The following is a 23,670-nucleotide window of genomic DNA, read 5'->3' as shown; positions in this document are numbered from 1 at the left end:
CGCTCCGGCGGTCGTCAGTGGGCGACGGCGGCGGCGCCGTGTTCGTCGATCAGTGCGCCGGTGGTGAACCGGGACAGGGTGAAGGGCGCGTTGTAGGGGTGGGGTTCACCGGTGGCGACGGTGTGCGCGAAGCACCAGCCGACCCCCGGGGTGGCCTTGAAACCACCGGTGCCCCAGCCGCAGTTGAGATAGAGGTTCCGGACCGGGGTCAGTCCGACGATGGGTGAGGCGTCCGGGGTGACATCGACGATCCCGGCCCAGGTGCGCAGCATGTGGGCGCGGGCGAACACGGGGAAGAGCTCGAGGACGGCGGCCATCTGGCGTTCGATGATGTGGAAGGCGCCGCGCTGTCCGTAGCCGTTGTAGCTGTCGATGCCCGCGCCCATGACGAGTTCGCCCTTGTGCGCCTGGGAGACGTAGACGTGCACCGCGTTGGACATCACCACCGTGGGGTGCACCGGCTCCAGGAGTTCGGAGACCAGGGCCTGGAGCGGATGGCTCTGCAACGGCAGCCGCAGCCCGGCCATGGCGGCCACGACGGAGGAGTGTCCGGCGGCGGCGAGTGCCACCTTCCCGGCGGCGATCCGGCCACGGGTGGTGCGCACACCCGTCACCCGGCCGTCGCTGATGTCGATGCCGGTGACTTCGCAGTCCTGGATCAGGTCGATGCCCAGGTCATTGGCGCGGCGGGCGAACCCCCAGGCCACGTAGTCGTGTTTGGCGATGCCCGCGCGCGGCTGGTAGGTGGCGCCGTGCACCGGGTACCGGACGTCGGAGGAGACGTTGACGATGGGGCAGACCTTGGCCACCTCGTCGGGCTCCAGCCACTCGGCGTCGATGCCGTTGAGCTGGTTGGCGTACACCCGGCGCTTGCTGTCGCGGACGTCCTGGAGGCTGTGCGCGAGGTTGAGCACCCCGCGCTGGCTGAACAGGATGGGGTAGTCGAGGTCCTCCTCCAGGGTCTCCCACAGCTTCAGGGAGTGCTCGTAGATGCCGGAGCTCTCGTCCCACAGGTAGTTGGAGCGGATGATGGTGGTGTTGCGGGCCATGTTTCCACCGGCCAGCCAGCCCTTCTCCAGGACGGCGATGTTGGTGATGCCGTGGTTCTTCGCCAGGTAGTAGGCGGTGGCCAGACCGTGTCCGCCGCCGCCGACGACCACCACGTCGTAGGAGGGCTTGGGGTCGGGGTTGCGCCACAGGAAGTCGGGGTGGTCGGGCAGGACGTCCCCGGGGGTGGGCGGGGTGTTCGCGGCGGGGTGCATCACGCGTCGGCCTCCTGGGTGGCGGACTGGGCGGCGGACGGGGTCGCGGACGGCCGGGGGGCGGACGGGGTTGCGGACGACGGACGGCCGGGAGCCGCGGGGAAGCCACCGGGGTAGAGGGGGAAGCGGTCGGCGAGGACCTGGACCCGCTTGCGCAGCGCGGCGGACACCTGCTCGTCGAAGCCGGGCAGGAACGCCGTGGCGATGATGTCCGCCACCTCGTGGAACTCCTCCGCGCCGAAACCACGGGCGGCGAGCGCGGGGGTGCCGATCCGGACGCCCGAACTGACCATCGGCGGCCGGGGGTCGAAGGGCACGGCGTTGCGGTTGACGGTGATGCCCACCTGGTGCAGCCGGTCCTCGGCCTGCTGTCCGTCCAGGTCGGAGTCGCGCAGGTCCACCAGGACCAGATGCACATCCGTACCGCCGGTCAGCACGCTGACCCCGGCGGCCCTGGTGTCCTCGGCCAGCAGCCGTGCGGCGAGGATCGAGGCGCCCTCCAGGGTGCGCCGCTGGCGTTCGGCGAACTCGGGCCGGGCGGCCATCCCGAACGCGACCGCCTTGGCCGCGATGACATGCTCCAGCGGGCCACCCTGCTGACCGGGGAAGACCGCCGAGTTGATCTTCTTGGCCAGCTCCCGCGTGGAGAGGATCACTCCGCCGCGCGGGCCGCCGAGTGTTTTGTGGGTCGTGGTGGTCACCACGTGGGCGTGCGGAACGGGCGAGGGGTGCAGCCCGGCCGCCACCAGGCCCGCGAAGTGGGCCATGTCCACCATCAGATAGGCGCCGACCTCATCGGCGACGGCGCGGAAGGCGGCGAAGTCCAGGTGGCGCGGGTACGCGGACCACCCGGCCACGATCAGCTTCGGCCGGTGTTCCCGGGCCAGCTCGCGGACCCGCTCCATGTCGATGCGGTGGTGGTCCTCGCCGACCTGGTACGCGGCCACGGTGTACAGCCGCCCGGAGAAGTTGATCCGCATCCCGTGGGTCAGATGACCGCCGTGCGCCAGGTCGAGTCCCAGGATGGTGTCGCCGGGCTCCAGCAGTGCCGCCATGGCGGCCGCGTTGGCCTGGGCGCCGGAATGCGGCTGCACATTGGCCGCCTCGGCGCCGAACAGCTCCTTCACCCGGTCGATCGCGAGCCGCTCGACGATGTCCACGTGCTCGCAGCCGCCGTAGTAACGGCGGCCGGGGTAGCCCTCGGCGTACTTGTTGGTGAGCACCGAGCCCTGCGCCTGCATGACCGCGAGCGGGGCGAAGTTCTCGCTGGCGATCATCTCCAGGGTCCCGCGCTGACGGGCCAGCTCCGCCTCGATCGCCGCGGAGACCTCGGGGTCGGCGTCGTGGAGCTGCTCGGAGAGCACCGCGGAGCGAGCCGCTCGCTGGTCGGGGATGGCGGCAGTCATACGAACTCCCTTGAGGACCGACTAGAAGGCGACTGATATATCAGTTGCCTGTTGAGGTACGGTAGGAGTGCGTTTCCGGGCGCGTCAAGGGAGGGATCCGGGTGACTTCTTCAGCCGTCGCGGGCCAGGGCGGCCAGACCCTGGCCGACCGCGCCTACCAGGCGATTTCCGAGCGTCTTGTGACCCTGCGCATCCGCCCCGGCGAGCCGGTCAACGACGAGCGGATCGCCACCGAGCTCGGCTTCGGCCGCACCCCCGTGCGCGAAGCGCTCAAGCGCCTGGAGACCGAGCGGCTGATCGTCGCCTATCCCCGTCGTGGCACCTTCGCCACCGAGGTCCAGATCGCCGACCTCGGACATATCTCGGAGGTCCGCCAGCAGCTCGAACCGCTCGCCGCCTCCCTGGCCGCCGGACGCGCCACCGACCGCGACCGCACCGGGCTCGGTGAGCTGCTGACCAGGCTGGAGAACGAGAGCCACGCCGCCCCGGACGGCGGCGCGGATCTCATCCGGCTGGACATGGCGGTGCACCGGGCCCTCTACGCCACCACCTACAACCCGTATCTCCAGGACACCCTGATCCGCTACGACAACCTGGCCACCCGCATCTGGTGCCTGTTCATCGACCGGCTGCCGGGGCTGGCCGGGCATGTGCGCGAGCACGGACCACTCCTGCGGGCCGTCATCGACGGCGATCCGCAGAAGGCCGCCGCCCTCGCCGCCAGCCATGTGGAAGGTTTCGAAGCGGCCATCCGCGAGATCATCTGACCCCGCTTCGGGGCGCGTCGGCCCCCGCGATCCGCATATGTGGTCACCGGACCGGTCGGGCACGCCCACCGAACCGAGGTCATGGCCAACGCGCAGAACGGGGCCGGAAACCTCGTCAAATTCTGTCCTGGCTCCCCGCGCGGCCACCATGGCCATCTCGATGCCCAGCGGGAGCTGGCCAGGGTGCGGACATGGTCCTCACCGAGGACCCCGGCTCCCGGGTGGGTGCGGCACTGGCGGTCGACACCGCCGGCGCCGGCGGGGCTGCCCTCATGGACGAGGATCCCGCGTTCCGGCGCGCGCTCGAGGACGTGGCCGGACGGATCGATGTGACCCGGAGCGCCGGTGACCGGAGGGCCGTGCTGCGCGACACCATCGGGGAGCTGATCCAGGAGTGGCGCGAACAGTAGCCGCACGGACGCGTGGCGTCACCATGAGGGGAAACACCGCCCGGGTCGGGGACGCTACCAATAGTGCTTCCGGCCGCCCACGGCGTGGCCGAGGGAGCCCATGATCCACAGAACCGCGCCGATGACCAGCAGGATGATTCCGATGGTCCACAGGATGGAGACGCCGGTCAGCGCGCCGATGATGAGAAGAATGAGCCCGAGGACAATCATTGCGTCCTCCCATCTTCGGGGAATTCTTCCCTTCCACTATCGTCCCCGCCCACATTCCTCGCCAGCGGGGGTCCGCGCCGCCCGGACCGATGTCGCCCGGGGATGATGGCGGTTACGGGATGGCGGGGCCGCTACGGGATCATGGACGCCAGTGAAGCGGGCATCCGCGCCTTGAGATCCTTCCACTCGCCCTCGCTGACGTGCCGTCGCAGCGCCTGGAGCACGGTGCGCACCAATTGCTCGGTGTCCCCGTGGATGGCGTACGGGAAGTCCTCCCGGACCCGGCGGAGGAATTCCTCGCCGTTCATCTTCACCGGGGTCTCCGCGGGTTTCCAGCCGTCGTAGTAGACACCGCGCAGCAGGGTGGGCAGCTGTGCGCCGAACTGGACGGCCTCGTCCACCGGCAGCCGGTCCCGCAGGTGGTGCAGTACGGACCGGAGGGCGGCGTACGACTGCTTCCGGCGCTCCTTGGGCCAGCCGTAGGCGTCCTCGATCTCCCGCAGGAGCCGGTTGGACTTGTCGACCGTGGTGTCGAATGAGGCAAAGCCTGTCGCAACCATCGTGGGGTCCTTCCGTGCCCCGCGGCGGCCCGCATGTGGCGGGCCACCGCGAGGAGAGAGCCCGGGCCCGCGGCGTCAGCCGCCCTCGGCCCTCTCGGTGATCTCGATATGGCGGGGCTTGGCGGTCTCCGCCTTGGGGACGGTGATCGTCAGCACCCCCTCGGACATGGTGGCCTTGACGCGTTCGGTGTTCACTTCACCCGGGAGCAGCATCCGGTACTCGAAGCGGCCGGTACGGCGGCCGCTGCGGCGCAGCACGCCCTTGCGCTCCCGTTCCGCGATCTCGCCGGTGACGGCCACTTCCTGGCCGCTGACCTCGATGTCGACGTCCCTGCGGCTGACACCGGGAAGTTCGAGCTCGATGTGGTACGCGTCGTCGGCCTCGGTCACATCGGCGGACGGCGTCCAGACCACCAGTCCGGCGCCGGGTGCCGTGCTCCCGACCGTGGATTCGAGCAACCCGCCCATCTGGTTGAGCAGATCGTCGAATTCCGCCAGCGGATTCCGGGCCCACCGGGGGCGCTCCATCGCCCCTTGGCCCCGCTGTCGTCTCACCGGCATGCTCATCGTCCATCACCTCCGGTTGTGCCACTGATGAGCGGATGTGTGCGATCACCGTCCGGCTCGGCGGTCCGGCCGGGCGGAGCTTGGATGTCATCAGGCCAGGGCCTCATGGGCGTAGCACCACCGCCACTCCTCGGCCGGCTCCAGGGGCTCCACAATGGGGTGCTCCTCGGCGTAGGCGTGCGCGCGGGCGTGCTTCAGCGGTGAGGAGTCGCAGCAGCCGACGTGTCCGCAGGTGAGGCAGAGCCGCAGATGGACCCAGGGGGAGCCGATGCGCAGGCATTCCTCGCATCCTTCGGGGGTGCGCGGGGTGACTTCGCGCACCATGCTCAGATGTGGATCGGATTCGATGGTCATGACGCGTTCACCTCTTCTGGCAGTCCAGCAGGCCGGTCATCACCAGGTCGGCCCAGGCGCGCAGGGTTGCCGCGGGAGCCGCGCCCGCGCGGCGGGCAACCGTCTTGCCCCGGTCGAGGATCAGCTGGGTCGGCACGGCCTGGATGCCGAACCGCTCGGCGAGCCGTGGGTTGCGGTCGAGGTCGACGGTGACGAGTTTGATGGTTCCGGCGAGTTCCCGGGCGACCTGTTCCAGTGCGGGGGTGGATATCCGGCAGGGTCCGCACCAGGTGGCCCAGAAGTCCACCAGGACGAGTGGGGTGGCCTTCTCGGCGATGTCGGCGAAGTCGTCGTCGCCCGCGTCGGTGATCCACGGCAGCGGCTCCTTGCAGTTGCCGCAGCGCGGCCGCCCCTCGGCCACGGCGGGCACCTCGTTGGCGTGTCCGCAGTGGGCGCATGTCACGATCCCGGACGACACGCTTCTCACGCCGCCTCTCCCGCTCCCGCGGTCTCGAACTGCTCGTAACTGACCATGAGTTCACCGTGCTGGGCGTCGACACGTACGACGGCGCCGTCCTGGACGTCACCGCGCAGCAGGGCGCGTCCGATGAGGGTTTCGACCTCGTGGGAGATCAAGCGGCGCAGGGGCCGGGCGCCGTACACCGGGTCGTAGCCCTCGTGGGCGATGGCCTCGCGGCCGGCCGGGGTGAGTTCGACGGTGATCCGGCGCTCGCCGAGACGCCTGCGCAGCTCGTCGAACTGGAGCTCCACGATGCGCTCGATCTGGGGTTCGCCGAGCGGCTTGAAGAGCACGATGTCGTCGACCCGGTTGAGGAACTCGGGGCGGAAGTGGCCGCGCAGTTCGCTCATGACCAGGCTGCGGGCGTCCGGTTTGAGCTCTCCCTGGGAGGTGACGCCGTCCAGGAGGTGTTCGGAGCCGATGTTGGAGGTCATGATGATCACGGTGTTGCGGAAGTCGACCACATGCCCCTGGGCGTCGGTGATCCGCCCGTCGTCGAGGACCTGCAACAGCGTGTTGAACACATCGCGGTGCGCCTTCTCGATCTCGTCGAAGAGCACCACCGAGTACGGCTTGCGCCGCACCGCCTCGGTGAGCTGACCGCCCTCCTCGAAGCCGACGTATCCGGGCGGCGCGCCGAGCATCCGGCTGACCGTGTGGCGCTCCTGGTACTCGCTCATGTCCAGCCGGATGATGTTCTCCTCGGAGTCGAACAGCGCCGCGGCGAGGGTCTTGGCCAGCTCGGTCTTTCCGACGCCGGTGGGGCCGAGGAAGATGAACGAGCCGATCGGCCGGCGCGGGTCGCGGATACCGGAGCGGGCCCGGATGATGGCGTCGGAGACCAGTTTGACGGCCTCCTCCTGGCCGATGACCCGGTCGCTCAGGATCTCGTCGAGGCGCAGCAGCTTCTCCCGTTCGCCCTCCTGGAGGCGGGAGACGGGGACACCGGTCCAGGAGGCGACGATCCCGGCGATCTCGTCCTCGGTGACGACCTCGCGGAGCAGCCGGTGTGCTCCCTGTTGGGCGGCGAGCTGTTCCTCCTCGGCGGCCAGTCTGCGTTCCAGTTCCCGTAGCCGTCCGTAGCGCAGTTCGGCGGCACGGTTGAGGTCGTAGGCGCGTTCGGCCTCCTCGGCCTCGAGGCGGACCTGTTCCAGTTCCTGGCGCAGTTCCTGCACCCGGCGGATGGACTGCCGTTCGGCCTCCCACTGGGCGTGTTCGGCGTCGGCCTCGGCCCGCAGATCGGCCAGTTCCCTGCGCAGTTCCGCCAGCCGGGTCCGGCTGGCCGGGTCGGTCTCCTTGGAGAGCGCGGCTTCCTCGATCTCCAGCCGGGTGACCCGGCGGGTGACCTCGTCGAGTTCGGCGGGCATGGAGTCGATCTCGGTGCGCAGCCGGGCGCAGGCCTCGTCCACCAGGTCGATGGCCTTGTCGGGCAGGAACCGGTCGCTGATGTAGCGGTGGCTGAGGGCGGCGGCGGAGACCAGGGCGGTGTCCTGGATCTTGACGCCGTGGAACACCTCGAGGCGTTCGCGCAGTCCGCGCAGGATGGAGATGGTGTCCTCCACGCTGGGCTCGTCCACCAGGACCTGCTGGAAGCGGCGTTCGAGGGCGGCGTCCTTCTCGATGTGCTTGCGGTACTCGTCGAGGGTGGTGGCGCCGATCATGTGCAGTTCACCGCGGGCCAGCATGGGCTTGAGCATGTTCCCGGCGTCCATGGCGCCTTCGGCGGCTCCGGCGCCGACGACCGTGTGCAGTTCGTCGACGAAGAGCAGGATCCGCCCGGCGGCGGCCTTGACCTCGCTGAGCACGGCCTTGAGCCGTTCCTCGAACTCACCCCGGTACTTGGCCCCGGCCACCAGGGAGCCCATGTCGAGGGCGAACACGGTCTTCTCCCGCAGCCCTTCGGGGACGTCGCCGCGGACGATGCGCTGGGCCAGTCCCTCGACGACAGCGGTCTTGCCGACGCCGGGGTCGCCGATGAGCACCGGGTTGTTCTTGGACTTGCGGCTGAGGATCTGGGTCACCCGGCGGATCTCGGCGTCCCGGCCGATGACCGGGTCGAGTGTGCCGGAGCGGGCTTCGAGCACCAGGTCGCGGCCGTACTTCTCGAGCGCCTCGTAGGCCACTTCGGGGTTGGCGGAGGTGACGCGCTGGCTGCCGCGGACGTGGGTGAGGGCGGAGAGGAACGCCTCCTTGGTGACACCGTGGTACTTGAGCACCCGTCCGGCGGCGGTGCCCGAACCCTCGTCGGCGAGTGCGAGGACGAGGTGTTCCACCGAGACGTACTCGTCCTTGAGCCGCTTGGCCTCCTTCTCGGCCTCGTCCAGCACCTGGGCCAGCCGCTGGGTGACGAAGACCTGGCCGGGGATGGCGCCGGGGCCGGTGACCTTCGGTTTGCGGGCCACCTCGGACTCCAGCATGGTGCGCAACGCGGTGGGGTCGGCGCCGAGCTGGTCGAGCAGCCGGGGCACCAGGCCCCCGGGCTGGTCGAGCAGGGCGAGGAGCAGATGCTCACCGTCGACCTCGGTCTGGCCGAGCCGCATGGCCATGGACTGGGCGCCCTGGAGGGCCTCCTGGGACCTCTGGGTGAGGCGGTTCATGTCCATGGTGGTTGATCACTCCTCGTGCCGCCGCGGCGCAGGGCTGCCTCGAGCCGGTCGATGCGGTCGAGCAGATCGAGCACCAGACCGATGGATGCGTAGTTCAGGCACAGTCCGGTGCGCAGCCGCTGGACGCGGGCGAGTGTCGCCGGAGCGGTGGGGGCGAACACCAGCCGCCCCCCGGCGTCGCGTTCGGCGCCGACGAGGCCCAGGGCGACGAAACGCCGCACCAGATCGGGGTGGAGTCCGGACCGGCGCGCCACGGTCTCCAGCGAGAGCCTGCGGGCGGGCACCAGGGCGAAGCGGGCGGTGGCGACGGGCGGGGTGGCCGGTGCGGCGGCCTCCGGCCCGGTGGCATGGGTGCTCATGACGCCCTCCTGGGGTCGAACGAGGAGGCGGCGGCGAGCTTCTCGAACAGCTCGCGCTCGCGGTCGTCGAGGCGGGGCGGCACCTTGACGCTGATCTCGGCGTAGAGATCACCGCCCGTCCCGCGGGGGTTGGGCATGCCCTCGCCGCGCAGCCGCAGCCGCCGCCCGCTGGAGGATCCGGCCGGGACGGTGACCTTGGCGGTGCCGCCGGGGGTGGGCACGGGGACGGTCGCGCCCAGGGCGGCCTCCCAGGGCGTGACCGGAAGCTGGACGTGGATGTTCCGGCCGTCCAGGCGGAACCGCTGATGCGGCTGGATCCGTACCCGCAGATACAGATCGCCCGCGGGGGCGTCACCGCTGCCCCGGCCGCCCTGTCCGGCCAGCCGGACGCGCTGCCCGTCGGTGACCCCGGGCGGGACGTCGACGTCGTAGGTGCGCTGTCCCTCGGCTCCGGCGAGGGTGACACCGCGCCGCCCGCCGCGGTAGGCCTGCTCCACGGTGAGCGGCAGTTCGGCCTCCTGGTCGGCCCCGGGGACGTCCACGCGTACGCCGCCACCGCCACCGGCGCCGAAGAACGATCCGAAGAGGTCCTCGAAGCCGACGCCCGCTCCCCCTTGGTCGTCACCGAAGCCGCGGACCACCCGGACCCGGTGGCCGCCGTCGCCCGAGGCGGTCCAGCCGCGGAAGCCACCGCCGCCCCCTCCGGCGGCGGCGCCGACCCGCTCCTCCCAGTCCTCGGGGATCCTGCGGAAGTCCTCGCCGAACCGGTCGTAGCGGGCACGGGTCCCGGGGTCGGAGAGCACGCTGTACGCCTCGTTGAGCTCCTTGAACCGCTCCTCTGCCCGCGGGTCCCTGTTGACGTCCGGATGGTGCTTGCGGGCCAGGTTGCGGTACGCCTGCTGGATCTCGTCGGCGCCCGCGCCCCGCGAGACACCGAGTACGTCGTAGAAGTCCCGTGCCATGGCCGGTCACTCCCGTTTGGCCACGACGACGGCGACCGGCCGGAGCTGGCGGTCCGCGTCCCCGTAGCCGGGGCGGAGGACCTGGACCACCGTTCCCGGTTCGGCCTCGGGGTCCTCCACCACGCTGACCACCTCGTGCCGGGCCGGGTCGAACGGCACCCCGGTCTCGGAGTGGCGTTCGTAGCCGAGGCGGGCGAAGGCGTCCACGGCCTGGTCCCGCACGGCCTTGACGCCTTCGACGATCGCACCGGGGGCGGCCTCGGCATGGGCCAGGGCGAGTTCGAGGTTGTCGATGACGGGCAGCAGGGTCGTGGCCGTACGGGCGCGCTCGGCGGCCCGCTCCCGCTCCAGCTCGCGGGCGTGGCGCTTGCGGAGGTTGTCCAGGTCGGCCAGGGCGCGCCGCCAGCGGTCCTCCAGTTCGGCCAGGGCCCGTGCGGTGGTGTCCTGCTCGTGCGTGTCCGGGCCGGTGGCCGCGTCCGGGCCGGGCTCCGGCGGCGGCTCCGCCCGCTCCCGGCCCTCGGCGGCGGGCAGCTCCTGCTCGGGGTCCGGCACGGCGCCCTCGGGCACCGGATCCGGCTGCTGTGAGCGGGTGGACATGGGTCACCGCCTCAGTCCTTGTCGAACTCGGCGTCGATGACGTCGTCGCCGCCCCCACCGGCCGCGCCCGGCCCGGTGCCCGGTGCCCCGGCGGGGCCGGCGCCGCCCGCGGGACCGCCTTCCGCGCCCGCCGCGCCATGGGCGGTGAGCCCGGCGTGGATCTGCTGGAGCTCGGAGATCAGCGGCCGGGTCCGGTCGGCGCCCGCCTCGTCCTTGACGGCCTGGCGGGCGTCGGACACCAGCATCTCGGCGCGCGCCTTCTCGTGGGAGGGCGCCGCCGCGCCCAGCTCGGTCAGCCGCTTCTCGACCTGGTAGGCGACGGCGTCCAGCTCGTTGCGGATGTCCACGGCCTCGCGCAGCGCCTGGTCCGCGCCCCGGTTGCGCTCGGCCTCGGTGACCATGCGCTCCACCTCGGTGCGGTCGAGGTTGGAGCTCTCGGTGATCCGGATGGACTGCTCCTTGCCGGTGTCCCGGTCCCGTGCGGTGACATTGAGGATGCCGTTGGCGTCGATGTCGAAGGTGACCTCGATCTGCGGTTCGCCGCGCGGCGCCGGGCGGATGTCGGTCAGCTGGAAGCGGCCGAGCACCCGGTTGTCGGCGGCGCGCTCGCGCTCGCCCTGGAGGACCACGACGTCGACGGCGGGCTGGTTGTCGTCGGCGGTGGAGAAGGTCTCCGTGCGGCGCACCGGGATGGTGGTGTTCCGGTCGATGATCTTCGTCATCACACCGCCGCGGGTCTCCACACCCAGCGACAGCGGGGTGACGTCCAGCAGCAGGACGTCCTTGACCTCGCCTTTGAGCACCCCGGCCTGGATCGCGGCGCCCAGCGCCACCACCTCGTCGGGGTTGACGCTCATATTGGGCTCCTTGCCACCGGTGAGCCGGCGGACCAGGGCCTGCACGGCGGGCATCCGGGTGGAGCCGCCGACCAGGATCACCTCGTCGATGTCGTTCCCGCCCACCTTGGCGTCGGCCATGGCCTGCTCGACCGGGCCGAGGCAGCGCTCCACCAGATCGGCGGTGAGCTGCTCGAAGGTGGACCGCATCACCGACTGGGTCAGGTGTTTCGGGCCCGCGGCGTCGGCGGTGATGAACGGCAGGCCGACCTGGGCCTGGGTGACCGTGCTCAGCTCGGTCTTGGCCTTCTCGGCGGCCTCGAAGAGCCGCTGGAGCGCCTGCGGGTCCTGCCGCAGGTCGATGCCGTTGTCCTGCTGGAAGGAGTCGGCGAGGTGGTCCACCAGACGGCGGTCGAAGTCGTCGCCGCCCAGGTGGCTGTCACCCGCGGTCGAGCGCACCTCCACCACTCCGTCCCCGACGTCGAGGATGGACACGTCGAAGGTGCCGCCGCCGAGGTCGAAGACGAGCACCGTCTCGTGTTGCTTCTTGTCCATGCCGTAGGCGAGGGCGGCCGCGGTCGGCTCGTTGATGATCCGCAGCACCTCGAGACCGGCGATCCGGCCCGCGTCCTTGGTGGCGGTGCGCTGTGCGTCGTTGAAGTAGGCGGGCACGGTGATGACCGCCTCGGTCACCCGCTCCCCCAGTTGCTTCCCCGCGTCGTCGGCCAGTTTGCGCAGCACCAGGGCGCTGATCTCCTCCGGTGCGTACAGCTTGTCGCCGACCTCGAAGCGCGCCACACCCCCCTCGCCCTCGACGACGTCATAGGCGACCGCCCTGGCCTCGTCAGGGATCTCGTCGTACATCCGGCCGATGAACCTCTTGGCCGAGTAGATGGTGCCCTTGGGGTTCAGGATCGCCTGGCGCCGCGCCAGCTGGCCCACCAGGCGCTCGCCGCTGTCGGTGAACGCCACGACGGAGGGGGTGGTGCGACTGCCTTCGGAGTTGGGTACGACCGAGGCCTCGCCGCCCTCCCACGCAGCGATCACCGAGTTGGTGGTGCCCAGGTCGATTCCGACTGCCTTGGCCATGGCCGCTCCTTCCGAGGCGCCGACGGGCACCCGCCCCGGTGCGCACCGACAAATCCGGACGGGGCTCGGTGAAAGACCTACATCCTCACCGTCGCAAGCCCCGGGGCCGGTGCGCCTGCGCCTGCGGGGTCGAATCTCGGCGCGCTGGTCCTCCCCCGGGTACACACACGGCGGGGTGATCGCCGCCCCGGCCGCCGGACGCCCGGAAACACCGCCGGGTGGGTAGCCTGGATGAAGGATCGAGAGACGGTTTCTCGACGCGAAGCGCTGGGACCTCCACCATGACCGCCACGCCGGGCGAGGGCGCTCCTTCCCGCCCGGACACCTGGGGCCGGGAGCACGTGGCCAATCTGTACAGCCTGTCCGTGCTCTCGATGATCATGAATGCGCGGGAGGACGAGGCGGACATCCTGCGGCTGGCGATGACCTCCGTGGGAGCACTCGGCCCCTGCCGGGCCGAGGCGGGTGTCGCCGTCCTCGGTGAGGCTCCCCTGTATCCGTCCGCCGACGGCGACCGGTCCGCCGATGGCGCCGCGGACGGTGTGGACGGACTCGCCGATCAGCTGCACCGGCTGCGCGGCCAGGACGGGCCGGTCCGGGTGCCGGGCCGGGAGTGGGGCTGGGCGGTCGCCCTGCACCACACCCGGGACGGCGCCGGCGGCTATCTGGTGGTGAGCGCCCCCGCGCCCCCGGCCGACGGCGATGTCTTCCTGATCCGTGTCCTGGCGCAGCAGACCGCGGCGGCGCTGGCGATCGCCACCGCACGGCGGCTGGACCGCGATCATGCCCGGGAACTGCGGCAGCTGAACGAGGACCGGGCGGCTGTGAACACCCGGCTGGCCACCGCCGTCTCCACCCTGGAGCATCAGCGCAGCGTCCATGAGGTGCTCGCCGAGACCGCGGCCGCCGGTGGCGGGGTGGCGGGCATCGCCACCGCCGTGCACCGCCTCACCGGCCGCCCCGTCGCCGTCGAGGACCGTTTCGGCAACCTCCGGGCCTGGGCCGGACCCGGCCGCCCCACGCGCTATCCGAAACCCGACGCGACCCGGCACGAGGAGCTTCTCCAGGAGGCGGCCCGCCGGGCGCATCCGGTCCGGGCGGGCAGGCGGCTGGTCGCCGCGGTTACCCACCGCGGTGAGGTGCTCGGCGCCATGGCCCTGATCGACCCGGACGTAAGCGCCGGTGACGAGGACGTCTTCGTCCTCGACCACGCGTGCGCCGTACTCGCCGTGGAGCTGGCCCATGTGCGCAGCCTCGCCGAGGTCGAGCTGCGGCTGCGCCGAGAGCTGGTGGACGACCTGATCACCGGTACCGACGACGAGAGCGCCTACGCCCGGGCCGCCGCGGTCGGCCACGATCTGCGCGGTGCGCACCACCTCGCCGTGGCGCAGTGGGCGGACCGGGCGGCCGACGACGCGTTCCTCCAGGCGGTCGGCCGGGCGGCCGCGGGGTTGCGGGGCCGGTCGCTGCTGGCGAGACGGCCGGGCATGGCCGTGCTGGTGTGCCAGGGGCCACCGCGGGGGGACGCGCTGTACCAGGCGGTCGTCCGCGAACTGGGCTCCCCCAACGGCGCGATCGGTGTCAGCGCCCGCTGTGACACCCCGGGCGGGATACCGCGCGCGTACCGGGAGGCTCTGCGCGCCCTGGAGGTGCGCCGGCGGTCCCGCGTCCCCCACGGCACCACCACCTTCGACGACCTGGGTCTGTACCGGCTGCTCGGTCCGGGCAGCGACCACCGGGAGATCCAGCGGTTCGTCCGGGTGTGGCTGGGCCCCCTGCTGGACTACGACGCGGCGCACCACACGGATCTGACACAGACCCTCTCCCAGTACTTCGAGTGCGGCGGCAACTACGACGCCACGGCCGCCGCCCTCGGGATCCACCGCAGCACCCTGCGCTACCGGCTGCGGCGCATCCGCGACGTCAGCGGCAGCGATCTCGCGAACGTCGACAGCCGACTGAACCTGCACGTCGCCACCCGGGTGTGGAAGGTCCTGGACGGAGCGTCCTGATCGGAGGGTTCGATGGCTCAGCACACAGCGGCAGCCGGCCAGGAGACCGCGGTCTCCTGGGACGGGATACCCGTGGCTCCGGGCGACCATCTGTGCGCGCTCTACCGGGGGCCCACCGAACGGGACGAGCTGGTCCGCCCGTTCCTCGCCGACGGATTGCGGGCCGGGCACATCTGTCTGCTGCTGGCCGCGCCGGACGACGCCACCTCGTTCCGCGAGACGCTGGCCGCACACGAGACGCCCTCCGGCGACGGTCCGTCCGGCCGCCTCCAGATCAAGGTGCCGCAGGACGGCTATCTGGAGGACGGGGCCTTCGACGGCGACCGGATGCTGCGCCGGATGGCCGACTGGTCGGCGGAGATGTTCCACGGCCACGACGGCGATATGGCCCGGCTGACCGCCGATATGAGCTGGGCCGGACCACTGCTCCGGCCCGCCTTCATCCGCGGACTGATCCGGTACGAGATGCGGGTGGCGCCCTGGCTGGGGTCGTATCCCCAGGTGGGCGTCTGCATGTACGACCTGGAGGTGTTCGGCGGCGACCTGATCGTCCCGCTGGTCAAGGCCCACGCGAAGATCTGGGTCGGCGGCAGGCTGGTGGAGAACCCCTACCACCTCGTCGGCTGACCCCGTTTCACCCCTCAAGATCCTTCTGAAGGGATTGCCGATCCGGTATTGACGGAGGGTCAACGGAATGCCGTGCCGTGCGGTACGGTGGGTTTGATCGTCGCAGATTGGGGAGACTTGGTGTACTCATCTGGCCGCGATTCCGACCAGGGCACGCTTTCCGCACTCACCGTCCATGCGTATTCCGATCCCTCGGAAATCTCCCGGGAGTGGTGGGAGAGTCTGTCCCATCCCTCGGCCTATCTCAGTTTCGACTGGTTACGGGCCCGAAGCGCGACCATTCACGGGAAGCCGCGGTTCATCGGGGTGGCGGGACCGGATGGTGAAGCGGTTCTGGGGGCGCCCGCCTTTCTCACCGACAGCGACTCCCATCCGGGTTATGACCCGGCGCGCTTTCTGGTCATGGACGACATCCCGGAGGAGGACGTCGCGGCCGAGCCCGGCGGCGCGGCGGCGCTGGCACGGCTGCGCGGACGGCTCAGGACTCTGGAGTCCCGCCCTTCCGTGGTGAGCGGCTCACCGGGGCGGATGGGGGGCGTCAGTTACGCCGGGACGCTGTCCCCACGGGAGCGCGCGGACGCCCTCGGCCTCGCCACGGACGCGTTGGAGCGGCAGGCCGAAGCCGCTTCGGCGGAGTTGGTCTGCTGGGTCTACTTCATCGAGGACGCCGACGCCACCGTGGACACCGTGCTGCGGGAGCGGGGGTACACCCGGGTGTCGGTGGGGGCGGACTGCCACCTTCCGATCACCTGGGACAGCTTCGACGGATATCTGCGCGGCTTCAGCGCAAAGCGCCGGTGGTCGATCCAGCGGGAGGTGCGGGGGTTCGCCGAAGCGGGGGTGACCGTCGAGCGGCACGGCGCCGAGGCGCTCGGCCCGGAATTGGCGGGCCTGGAGCTCCAATGGCGCCGGAAATACGGCAGAAAGGCCGATCTGGAGGCCACCGTCGCCGATTACCGGGAACTGCGTGAACATGTCGGTGACGCGATGACGGTCTTCGTCGCCCGGCGACAGGGACGCGCACTGGGGTTCGTGACCTTCATCGAGGACGGACCGGTATGGTGGGCCCGGTTCCCCGGATTCGACTATTCCGCGGGATCGGACATCTATCTCTATTTCAACCTCCTCTTTTACCATCCGATCCAGGTGGCCATCAGCGAGGGGATTTCCTCGATCTCGTACTCGATGGGCTCCTACGAGACAAAATGCAGCCGGGGGTGTGCACCCCGGCACCTTCTGGCCTATGTGCGCACCGCCGGCGACGCGGGGCTGGCCGCCGATCTGGAGGTGGCCGACCGGATACAGCACCGGCGGTTCGACCGGATCGCGCGGGCCCACACCCACCGCGGCCGGGGGTGACCGGTGGAGACACGCGACGAGGACGGGCTGACCGTACGGTGGCTGACGCTCGACGAGGCGCTGGACGGCGCGGGCCACACGGAGGGCGTCCAGAACGGCGGCGGGAACGCCGATGTGCTGCGGGTCGCCGAACCCCCGCGCGACGCCTGGTCCGCACTGCGCGCCCGTGGCTTCGTACCCAAACCGGCGAAGATCAGCTGGATCACCGAAACCCGGGACAGCGACGAGGAGTTCCTCGCCCGGCTGCCGAAGGGCGAGCGGTGGAGCGTCCGCCGCGCCCGCCGGATCGCGGCCGAGGACGGGGTGCGGTTCGTGGTCCAGGAGCCCGTCGAGGCCACCGCGCTGGATGCCTTTCTGCACATCTACCACCACCACATCGGCACGATGCGTCACGGCGTTCCCTACGCCGGCGGTCAGCGCGAGGCCATCCTCGGCGGGCCCTTCTTCGCGGTGTGGGCCTGTGCGGGGGCGGAGCTGCTCGGCGGCTGTCTGGTGGTGGCCGCCCCGGGCGCGCCGTACACCAAGATCCGGTACGCCGCGGTGGCCGGGCGGTTCCGGGACACCGGGCTGTCCCGGGCGGTCTATCTGGAGGCCGTGCGCGCCAGCCGGGAGCGGGGGTTCACCGCCACGAGCCTGGGCACCGAGCCGAATGTCTACGGCCATATCGCCAAGGCCGGGCTGTTCAGCTTCAAGCGGCGGATGGGCTTCGCCCCGATGCCCTCGCAGGACCTGGGGAACGCGGGCGGGGTCGAGGCGGACCGGGTGCTCCACCTCGGGGGCCTGGAGGACCCCGGAATGATCCTGGGCTATCCGGACTCCCCCGGCTGGCTCGGCGGCTGGGGCCACTTCTACACCTCCGCGCCCGACCTCGATCTGGGCCCGTATCGCACCGATCTGATGGCCGGGGTCCGGGTCATCCGGCTGTCCGCTGGACGGCCAGTGTCCGGTCGGCGTGGATGACCCGGAACCGGTCGTCCCGGCCGAGCCATTCGTGCACCGCCCGGCGGCAGCCGTCGTAGACCACGTAGTCGTCGAAGAGCACGATGCCGCCGGGGCTGATCCGGTCCGCGATCCGCTCGACGCACAGCCGCACCGAGTCGTACCAGTCGCAGTCGATGTGGGCGAAGGCCACCGGCTCGTCGACCCTCAGGGTGTCCTCGTACAGACCCTTGACGAAGCCGATGCCCGCCTCGTCGGGGTCGATGCCCACCCGGCGCATGTTCTCCCGGGTGAACGCCAGCAGATCGCCGCTGTGCTCGAGGTAGATCCGGTCCGCCTCGCGCCCGACCACCCCCTCCAGCAGCGCCGTGTGGTCCGCGTGCGACTTCTCGTCGTCCCGGTCGCCCGGCGGGGGCATCATGGCGAACACGTCGTAGAGCCGCAGCGGCCGGTCCCGCGCCTTGGTCCGGGCGATCACGATCGCCGATCCGCCCATGGCCACCCCGGCCTCCAGGAAGATGCCCGGGACCCCGGCGGCCTCCACCCGGCTGGCCATGGTGTGCACCACCTCCAGCTTCCCGGGGCGGGCGGAGAAGGTGAGTGCGTTGCTGCGCAGGAACTCGATGGTTTCCGTGACGTTCACCGGACCTCCGGGGGAAGGGGCTCAGCAGGGGGTGTCGGTCGGGCGCGGGGAGTACTCGGCGGATGCCGTCAGCACCGTGTCCAGGTTCGCCATCACCTTGTCCACGGCGCTGATGTAGCCGTCCATCAGCTCCGCGTCCTGGACGTAGAGCGGGTGCCGCACCGTTCCCAGGCTCAGGGTGACATCGCACAGCTCGGACGCCACCGGGTACTCCGACCGGTCCCAGGGGCGCAGCGGGACCGCGTCGGTGCGGGGGTGCCACACCTGGATGGCGCGGCGGAACACCGGTTGCGCGGGGACCGGCTGCGGCTGCCAGATGCCGGCCTCGACGCCTTCGCCGCGCAGCGCGTACAGCACGCGGTCGCGCAGATCGCGGGGGTCGCCGTCGAAGCCGAGCTCCTCCGGGCACACCCGGAGCGCGTATTTCCAGTACGAGCAGCCGCCGTTGGGACTGTGCCGGGGCGGCTGGAGACCCTTGAGTCCGGCGAGCCCCGCGGTGAGCCGTTCGGCGTTGGCCTGGGCGCGCGCGTTGTACTCCTCCAGGCGGCGCAGCTGGCTGCGGGCGAGGGCGCACACCATCTCCTGGCCGCGGTAGTTCCAGCCCACGCCGTGCGACCAGTACGGGCGGGCCGCGTCCGCAGTTACGTCCTCGCCGTAGAGCACCATCCGCCGGGCGGTGCGGGCGTGGTCCTCGCGGTCGGTGGTGAACAGGCCGCCCTCGCCGCCGGAGAGGTTCTTGGACTGGTTGATGCTGGCGCCGGACGCCTGGCCGAAGGAGCCGGTGACCCGGCCCTTGTAACGGATGCCATGGGCCTGGGAGTTGTCCTCCACCACCGGGACACCGTGCCGCCGGGCGATGGCGAGGATGGGGTCGAGGTCGGCGGGTTCACCGTGGATGTGCACGGCCATGACGGCCTGGGTGCGGTCGGTGATCAGCGCTTCCAGCCGGGTGGGATCGAGGTTGAAGGAGCGGCGGTCGACATCGCAGAAGACCACCTCGGCGCCCTGGTGGACGGCGGCCAGCGCGGAGGCCACGAAGGTGTAGGCGGGCACGATGACCTGGCCGCCGGGCCGGACGCCGACCGCGGCCAGGGCGGCGTGCAGCGAGGAGGTGCCCGCGTTGGTGGCCACGCAGTGGCGGACGCCCACGTATGCGGCGTACTCCTCCTCCAGCGCCTTCAGCTCCGGTGCGTGCGGCCCCGCGGTGATACCGCGCCGGAGCACCCGGTCCACCGCGCGGCGGTCCTCGTCGGTGATGTCGGGCCAGGGGCGGTGCCGGTGCGGTTCGATGAGCGGGACACCGCCCGCGATGGCGAGGGTGGCCATGGGCGTCAGTACCAATCGGCTCGGCGGTGGACGTCGAACGGTTCGTACCCGGGCCGCTCCGGGTGCGGGACGGGCAGCACCGGCTCGCCGGAGGTCCGGGAGGGCAGGAAGACGGTGGCGTATCCGAGGCAGTGCACCTCGCCGCGCTGGTTGGTACCCACGATCTCGATGGCCACCGCCGGGTAGGTGGCGGTGCGGCCGGTGTTGTCGGTGCGTTCGGCGCGGTAGGTGCGCAGCACCTTGCCCGAGAAGAACACGGTGTCGCCGTAGAACACGGGTTTGCGCATGGAGGTGTACATCCGGTGGACGAAGCCGGTGTCACCCGCCCAGTCGGTGAGCAGCCGGAGCGGGATCTGCGCGCGCTGGATGCCGAAGTCGAACGGCAGCGGCTCGCAGCGGTAGGCGGAGAGGTGGCGGTCCTCGTGTTCGTCGTAGGCGGTGTAGGGCCAGCCGGTGAGTGGATGGGTTCTGGCGAAGTCGGGGTTGAGCCGGCACCGCTGGAAGGCGGGGCGGAAGGCGCGCACCAGCCGGGTGCGGTCGAAGGCGGCGTTGAGTCCGTGGTGCAGCGACTGGTAGGTCAGTTCGTCGCGGATGCTGTACGGCGGCTGCACGATCCGGGGCAGTCGCTCGCCCTCGGTGACGTCCTCCCACCACAGGGGCCGGGCGCCGCGCCGCGACTGCCGCCGCAGCGCGGTGACGATCTCCTCGGTCTCCTCGGGGCCGTAGCGGTGGGGTTCGTGGTCGTAGAACATCCGCTTGCCCAGGCGTTCGACGGGCATCACCCGGGTGCCGCCCATCTCCTCCACCGGCAGGTGGATCAGCCGTCCGTAGGCCTTGGCCACCAGCTCCTGGCTGTTGTCCCAGTAGAAGGTCTCCGAGTGGTGGGAGATCACCCGGGCCTGGCGGGCCCGGCCGATGGTCATCTCCCGGGGGATCTTCGAGGAGGTGAAACGCATCCCGGGACGCAGCACGTCGTAGAACTCCCAGGCCACTCCGGACAGGAAGTTGGCCACCGGGTAGCCTTCTGCCCGCTGTGCGCCGTGGTCACCGGGGTAGCGGACGTGGACCAGGACGGTGCCCGGGGCGATCTGACTGCCGAGCCAGGACCGCTCCCCGTAGCCGGGGTCGGTGTACAGCGGGTTGTCGTCCCCGATGGTGCCGGCGTAGCGGCGGATCAGCTCGTGGTCGAGGATCAGGGCGCTGGGCACCGGGACGGCGTCGCGGTCGAGGGGCGCCGGGTGCGGTGGCGGACGGTCCTCGGGGCTCTCCCGGCCGAGCAGTTCGCGGCTGCGCTCGATGAACTCGGTGACTGCCTCGTCGAAGGTCTGCATCACTCGCCCCCGGGGTGTTCGGGTGCCGGTCCGCCGAGGGGTGCCAGTCCGCCGACCACGGGCAGCGTCACCATCCTGCCCCGGTCGGGGAGGAACACGGTGGCCGCGCAGTCCAGGACGGTCTCGTGCCGCTGGTTGACCCCGGTGACCCGCAGGGTCACCACGTGATGGCGGTGGCCGGCCTCGTCGGTGGCGGGGTAGCGGTCGGTGACGGTGCCGGTGAGCCGCAGGGCGTCGCCGTACAGCAGGGGCCGGAGGATCCCGGCCTCGAGCCGCCGCAGGAACGCGTCGTCGCCCATCCAGTGGGTCACGTACTGCCCGGCGAGGGAGAACAGCAGTCCGCCGCGGGCCGCGGGCGCGGGCAGTCCGGCGGTGTGCGCGGCCGCGGAGTCCAGCCAGGCGTCGGTGCGGTCCCAGGCGGGCCAGCCGGTGACCGGGTTGGTGATCTGCCGTCCCGGGAGACCCGCCAGCCGCTCGTGGTGGAGGTTGCCGGCACGCACCGGACGGCCTTCGGCGAACACCCACACCATCAACTCGGCCAGTGACAAAGGCCCTTTGAGGAGGGTGGGCCCGGTGTCGCCGACGGCGGTGTCGCTCCAGAACCGGGGCCGTCCGCCGCGCGGTGGTTCCTCGGTGTCCAGTTCCCGCACCATCCGCTCCACCTCGGCGTTGTCGTAGTGGTGGACGGGCCGGGTGGGGCGGTCGCGGTCGTGCGGGGTGAGGTCGACCTCGCAGGCGCCCCGGGCGAGCGGGACCCCGTGGCGCAGGTAGTCGGCGGCCGAGGTGACGCGGACGAACGGGCGGCCCCGCTCGTCGTGGTGGCGGGCCAGTGCGCCGATCTCGACGCGGCCGGTCAGCGGGTCACCGAGGCGGATGGTGTCGTCCCAGGTCAGCCGGAGGGTGCGGACGGTGTCGAGCAGCCCGTACCGGTCGAGGTCCAGCCCGCCGGAGGAGTCGGGCATCCGTACCGCGAGCACGAACGCTGGTGGGGCGAGCATGGTGTGGTGCACCGAGCCCGCGCCGTACTGCACATCGGTGTAGAGGGGGTTCTCGTCGCCGGTGGCCTCGACGAACCGGCTGACGTTGATCCAGCTCGCCACGCCGACACCGGCCTCGACATCCGGTGCCAGATGGCCGACGATCCGTGTGCCCGCGAGGACCAGTTCCTCGATGGCCGTGTCCGCCACCGGCGCGGCGGCGGGCTGGGTCTGGGTGTCATGCGTCATCGGCGCTCAGCTCGTCCTCCAGGTGGGCGTAGTCCGTCTTGCCGGACGTGGTCCTCGGGATGCTCTCGACGTCCCGGACCCGGATGAACCGGGTGGGGATGCGGATGCGCTCGCGGACGATCCGGGCCAGGTCGCCCGCGGTGGCCGCACCGGCGCCGGGGGCGCGGGCGATGACCAGCTTCTCGTCCAGTTCCAGGGTGGCCACCGTGGCGTGGACGGCGAGCAGCGACTCGAGTTCGTCGAGGTTGATGCGCTGTCCGCAGAGCTTGGCCACCCGGCGTTTGCGTCCGACGATGGTGAACAGCCCCTCGTCGTCCACCCGGGCGAGGTCACCGGTGGGCAGTCGGCCGCCCATGTCGTCGCCGCGGGCCAGATCGGCGCGGCCGCGGGCGTAGCCGAGCATCACATTGGGCCCGGTGTAGATCAGTTCTCCGTCGTCGGCGAGCGAGAGGGCGCCGCCGGGCACCGGGCCACCGATGCGGTCGGGCTTGTCCAGGGCGCGGTCCGGCGGCAGATAGGCGATCCGGGCGGTGGCCTCGGTCTGCCCGTACATCACCACCAGCCGTCCGCCCCGGTCCCGCATGGTCCGGGCGAAGCGCAGCACGGTCTCGGGTGCCATCCGGCCGCCCGCCTGGGTGAGGGTGGTCAGCGCCGGCAGATCGCGGCGCTCGAATCCGGTGCGCTCGAGGATGGTGTACGCGGAGGGGACCCCGGCGAAGGAGGTGCAACCGGTGTGCCGCAGGGTGTCCCAGAAGCCCTTGCGCACCAGGCTGGACCGGGTCAGGAGCACCGAAGCCCCGGCCAGCAGATGGGAGTTGAGCACCGACAGTCCGTAGGAGTAGTGCAGCGGCAGGCTCTGGACGGCGCGTTCATGAGGGCCGATACCGAGGAAGGACACGATCTGGGCGGCGTTGGTGTCGAGGTTGCCGGTGCTGAGGCGGACGAACTTGGGGCTGCCGGTGCTGCCGGAGGTGCACAGCAGGACTGCCAGGTCCCGGTGGACCGGGTCGGCCGCGCCCTCGAGAGGCACGGTGCGGTCGCCGTCGAGCACGAACTCCGGCCGGTAGGCGCGGATGATGGCGTCGACGGCGGCGGGGTCGGCGGTGCCGTCGAGTAAGAGCACGGCATGGTCGGCGGCGAGGGCGGCGAGATATCCGGTGACGCTGTCGATGTCGGGGCGGGCCAGACAGACCGCAAGCGCCTTCCGCCCGGTGGCCAGGGCGGTGGCCCGGTGCCGTACCCGGTCGGCGAGTTGGGCGTAGCTCCAGCTCCGGTCCGCGTCGGCGTCCACGAGGGCGGGGGTCGGCGGCGGGTCGTCCAGCCAGCCGAGGATCGCCTGCCTCACGAGTCGGCGGGGTGGCGCGTCCGGAGCCGTTCCGCTGCGGCGGCGTAGGTGGTGATCTCCTGGACGTCGTCCTCGTCGAGCCGTACGCCGAAGCTCTCCTCCAGGGCGGCGACGAGGGAGATATGGCCCAGGGAATCCCAGTGTTCGTGCTGCTCGAAGGCGAGGGCCGTCACATCGGTGTCCGCCGGAAGGTCCAGTCCCTCCCGGAACGCCTCCGCGAGCCGCCGGTCGAAATCGGAGTCGGGCACCGGGACCACCCGGTCACGCGAAGGCATGCCGAACCCTCCTGTTCGTTCTCGACGTTCGGGGCGCGCGGACCGAGGGGCGCGGACAGGCGGAAAAGAGCAATATCCGGTCACAGTCGCTCCCGTACCGGAT

The 23,670-nt window shown here is 71.2% G+C and carries 24 protein-coding genes; 6 read left to right on the top strand and 18 right to left on the bottom strand.

Features of this window, described 5'->3' with window-relative positions:
• Window positions 1–14 precede the first annotated feature (14 nt).
• Together HUT19_RS35835 and glyA are read right to left on the bottom strand one after the other, a co-directional pair.
• Complete coding sequence (locus tag HUT19_RS35835; protein ID WP_176187696.1) at window positions 15–1,262, bottom strand: sarcosine oxidase subunit beta family protein; 1,248 nt, start codon at window positions 1,260–1,262, stop codon at window positions 15–17.
• Window positions 1,262–2,668, bottom strand: a complete 1,407-nt coding sequence (glyA, locus tag HUT19_RS35830; RefSeq protein ID WP_176184669.1) for a serine hydroxymethyltransferase — start codon at window positions 2,666–2,668, stop codon at window positions 1,262–1,264. The genes HUT19_RS35835 and glyA overlap by 1 nt, the downstream gene beginning before the upstream one ends.
• A 101-nt stretch (window positions 2,669–2,769) precedes the next feature.
• On the opposite strand from glyA, the gene HUT19_RS35825 reads away from it, so the two are divergent.
• Together HUT19_RS35825 and HUT19_RS35820 are read left to right on the top strand one after the other, a co-directional pair.
• Complete coding sequence (locus HUT19_RS35825) at window positions 2,770–3,435, top strand: GntR family transcriptional regulator (protein WP_176184667.1); 666 nt, start codon at window positions 2,770–2,772, stop codon at window positions 3,433–3,435.
• 191 nt (window positions 3,436–3,626) lie between these two features.
• On the top strand, window positions 3,627–3,845 hold the full coding sequence (locus HUT19_RS35820; protein ID WP_176184665.1) for a hypothetical protein: 219 nt from the start codon (window positions 3,627–3,629) through the stop codon (window positions 3,843–3,845).
• A gap of 54 nt (window positions 3,846–3,899) precedes the next feature.
• Here HUT19_RS35820 and HUT19_RS35815 read toward each other — a convergent pair whose 3' ends face one another.
• The 10 genes from HUT19_RS35815 to dnaK form a co-directional block, all read right to left on the bottom strand.
• A complete protein-coding gene (locus tag HUT19_RS35815) occupies window positions 3,900–4,055 on the bottom strand; it encodes a DUF6131 family protein (RefSeq protein WP_176184663.1) in 156 nt (51 codons plus the stop codon).
• A 131-nt stretch (window positions 4,056–4,186) separates the two neighbouring features.
• Complete coding sequence (locus HUT19_RS35810; RefSeq protein WP_176184661.1) at window positions 4,187–4,615, bottom strand: DUF2267 domain-containing protein; 429 nt, start codon at window positions 4,613–4,615, stop codon at window positions 4,187–4,189.
• Between the two features lie 75 nt (window positions 4,616–4,690).
• A complete protein-coding gene (locus tag HUT19_RS35805) occupies window positions 4,691–5,182 on the bottom strand; it encodes an Hsp20/alpha crystallin family protein (protein WP_176184659.1) in 492 nt (163 codons plus the stop codon).
• Window positions 5,183–5,272: 90 nt separating this feature from the next.
• The gene (locus HUT19_RS35800) at window positions 5,273–5,536 is read right to left on the bottom strand and encodes a UBP-type zinc finger domain-containing protein (RefSeq protein WP_176184657.1); all 264 of its coding nucleotides are present in this window, start codon (window positions 5,534–5,536) and stop codon (window positions 5,273–5,275) included.
• 7 nt (window positions 5,537–5,543) lie between these two features.
• Window positions 5,544–6,002 (bottom strand): co-chaperone YbbN, encoded by a 459-nt coding sequence (locus HUT19_RS35795; RefSeq protein WP_176184654.1) that lies wholly within the window; start codon window positions 6,000–6,002, stop codon window positions 5,544–5,546.
• Window positions 5,999–8,638 (bottom strand): ATP-dependent chaperone ClpB, encoded by a 2,640-nt coding sequence (gene clpB / locus HUT19_RS35790; protein ID WP_176184652.1) that lies wholly within the window; start codon window positions 8,636–8,638, stop codon window positions 5,999–6,001. Before clpB ends, HUT19_RS35795 begins: the two co-directional genes overlap by 4 nt.
• Window positions 8,629–9,000, bottom strand: coding sequence for a chaperone modulator CbpM (locus HUT19_RS35785; RefSeq protein WP_176184650.1), 372 nt, complete (start codon window positions 8,998–9,000; stop codon window positions 8,629–8,631). Before HUT19_RS35785 ends, clpB begins: the two co-directional genes overlap by 10 nt.
• The gene (locus HUT19_RS35780) at window positions 8,997–9,962 is read right to left on the bottom strand and encodes a DnaJ C-terminal domain-containing protein (RefSeq protein WP_176184648.1); all 966 of its coding nucleotides are present in this window, start codon (window positions 9,960–9,962) and stop codon (window positions 8,997–8,999) included. The genes HUT19_RS35785 and HUT19_RS35780 overlap by 4 nt, the downstream gene beginning before the upstream one ends.
• Before the next feature lie 6 nt (window positions 9,963–9,968).
• Window positions 9,969–10,559, bottom strand: a complete 591-nt coding sequence (locus HUT19_RS35775) for a nucleotide exchange factor GrpE (RefSeq protein ID WP_176184645.1) — start codon at window positions 10,557–10,559, stop codon at window positions 9,969–9,971.
• An 11-nt stretch (window positions 10,560–10,570) separates the two neighbouring features.
• Window positions 10,571–12,484: a molecular chaperone DnaK gene (gene dnaK / locus HUT19_RS35770; RefSeq protein ID WP_176184643.1), complete on the bottom strand. Its 1,914-nt coding sequence runs from the start codon at window positions 12,482–12,484 to the stop codon at window positions 10,571–10,573.
• 281 nt (window positions 12,485–12,765) lie between these two features.
• Here dnaK and HUT19_RS35765 point away from each other — a divergent pair, with 281 nt between their 5' ends.
• From HUT19_RS35765 to HUT19_RS35750, 4 genes are all read left to right on the top strand, one after another.
• Complete coding sequence (locus tag HUT19_RS35765; RefSeq protein ID WP_176184641.1) at window positions 12,766–14,496, top strand: CdaR family transcriptional regulator; 1,731 nt, start codon at window positions 12,766–12,768, stop codon at window positions 14,494–14,496.
• Window positions 14,497–14,508: 12 nt separating this feature from the next.
• Window positions 14,509–15,123, top strand: a complete 615-nt coding sequence (locus tag HUT19_RS35760; protein WP_176184638.1) for an MEDS domain-containing protein — start codon at window positions 14,509–14,511, stop codon at window positions 15,121–15,123.
• Between the two features lie 306 nt (window positions 15,124–15,429).
• Complete coding sequence (locus HUT19_RS35755) at window positions 15,430–16,482, top strand: GNAT family N-acetyltransferase (protein ID WP_176184636.1); 1,053 nt, start codon at window positions 15,430–15,432, stop codon at window positions 16,480–16,482.
• 3 nt (window positions 16,483–16,485) lie between these two features.
• A complete protein-coding gene (locus tag HUT19_RS35750; RefSeq protein WP_176184634.1) occupies window positions 16,486–17,442 on the top strand; it encodes a hypothetical protein in 957 nt (318 codons plus the stop codon).
• Here the strand turns inward: HUT19_RS35750 and HUT19_RS35745 are convergent.
• From HUT19_RS35745 to HUT19_RS35720, 6 genes are read right to left on the bottom strand one after another with little or no spacing between them, the layout of a single operon-like run.
• The gene (locus tag HUT19_RS35745; protein ID WP_176184632.1) at window positions 17,396–18,064 is read right to left on the bottom strand and encodes a TylF/MycF/NovP-related O-methyltransferase; all 669 of its coding nucleotides are present in this window, start codon (window positions 18,062–18,064) and stop codon (window positions 17,396–17,398) included. The two genes, HUT19_RS35750 and HUT19_RS35745, sit on opposite strands and share 47 nt — an antisense overlap.
• A 21-nt stretch (window positions 18,065–18,085) precedes the next feature.
• On the bottom strand, window positions 18,086–19,390 hold the full coding sequence (locus HUT19_RS35740; RefSeq protein WP_176184630.1) for a DegT/DnrJ/EryC1/StrS aminotransferase family protein: 1,305 nt from the start codon (window positions 19,388–19,390) through the stop codon (window positions 18,086–18,088).
• 5 nt (window positions 19,391–19,395) lie between these two features.
• Window positions 19,396–20,721 carry a hypothetical protein gene (locus tag HUT19_RS35735; protein ID WP_176184628.1) on the bottom strand — a complete coding sequence of 442 codons (1,326 nt, stop codon included), beginning with the start codon at window positions 20,719–20,721 and terminating at the stop codon, window positions 19,396–19,398.
• Window positions 20,721–21,947, bottom strand: coding sequence for a MaoC family dehydratase N-terminal domain-containing protein (locus HUT19_RS35730; RefSeq protein ID WP_176184626.1), 1,227 nt, complete (start codon window positions 21,945–21,947; stop codon window positions 20,721–20,723). The genes HUT19_RS35735 and HUT19_RS35730 overlap by 1 nt, the downstream gene beginning before the upstream one ends.
• Entirely contained in the window at window positions 21,937–23,292 is a 1,356-nt protein-coding gene (locus HUT19_RS35725; protein ID WP_176184624.1) for an AMP-binding protein, read from the bottom strand. Before HUT19_RS35725 ends, HUT19_RS35730 begins: the two co-directional genes overlap by 11 nt.
• Window positions 23,289–23,567 (bottom strand): acyl carrier protein, encoded by a 279-nt coding sequence (locus HUT19_RS35720; protein WP_176184622.1) that lies wholly within the window; start codon window positions 23,565–23,567, stop codon window positions 23,289–23,291. The genes HUT19_RS35725 and HUT19_RS35720 overlap by 4 nt, the downstream gene beginning before the upstream one ends.
• Between the last annotated feature and the right edge of the window lie 103 nt (window positions 23,568–23,670).

This window comes from Streptomyces sp. NA02950 (assembly GCF_013364155.1).
Classification (GTDB): domain Bacteria; phylum Actinomycetota; class Actinomycetes; order Streptomycetales; family Streptomycetaceae; genus Streptomyces.
Note: the sequence above shows the minus strand (reverse complement) of the source record. Positions and strands in the feature narration are given on the sequence as shown.